Annotated in this window: 2 protein-coding genes; one reads left to right on the forward strand and one right to left on the reverse strand. The window is 45.5% G+C overall.

Features of this window, described 5'->3' with window-relative positions; genetic code table 11:
• Window positions 1-247: DsbA family protein (locus KIV40_RS34125; RefSeq protein WP_285353876.1), on the forward strand; the 247-nt coding region annotated here is incomplete at its 5' end.
• A gap of 226 nt (window positions 248-473) precedes the next feature.
• Here the strand turns inward: KIV40_RS34125 and KIV40_RS34130 are convergent.
• The coding region (locus KIV40_RS34130) for a succinylglutamate desuccinylase/aspartoacylase family protein (protein ID WP_285353877.1) at window positions 474-884 on the reverse strand (411 nt) is incomplete at its 5' end.

Below are 884 nucleotides of genomic sequence, written 5' to 3' on the forward strand. Positions count from 1 at the left end.
GCATGACCTGCTTGTAGCAAAAAGCGGCCTGCATACGACTCGTTCTTTAGAAGCAGTGGCGAAACGTACGGGTACAGAAGAGCTGCTGAAGTCGACACCAGAGCTTGATTCGGTTCTCACCACCAACCATCAAACATTCTCAGCTCTGGGTCTAACAGGCACACCGACCATGATCATCAATGGTCAGTTCCTTCCGGGATACATGCCTTACGACAAGCTCAAAGATGTCGTAGACCAAGCATTTTAATCAAGTGAAAAAAATGGAAGCGAATCGCGCTTCCATTTTTCGTCATCTCAATGAAATCAAAGTGGTTTCAAAGTGTCATCATTAGTCCATAGAAGTTTCATTTACTGCGACTAACTTAGAGGACGTTGAGACAAAGAGCTCGACATACATGCCTACTCTATGGCCACTGTCCTTTAACCGAGCTCTGCTCGGTTTTTTTTATCTATTATTTATAGATGCCTGTCATCTAACACAATAAACGTGCAACCAAGGCCCCCGGCTCTCGAAGAGCATCCACGTTATAACTCAATACATGCCCTTTCGAAGGCGACATATAACGACGACACTCATTACCAAAAGCATCGTACTGAATCGCCAATAAGTCGCCGGCTACAACCTGCTGTAGCAAAGAGACTTGAGGTAGAACGAAACCACCAATATCCGCACGAATAGAAACGACACTGTCACCAGCGATCCAATCGATCTCAGGTAAGACGGAAGCTTTGATGCTGTCACTCAACATATCGTAATGTCGGAGTATGTTGAATACGCCATCCACCGCTCGTTGAATCATTTCTGGTTGAGTCACTTTGCCCATACCCACTTCAAGAGTCACACTTGGAATACCACTACGGTTCCAAACCGTCTCTAGAATACC

The sequence above is a fragment of the Vibrio sp. D173a genome (assembly GCF_030248475.1).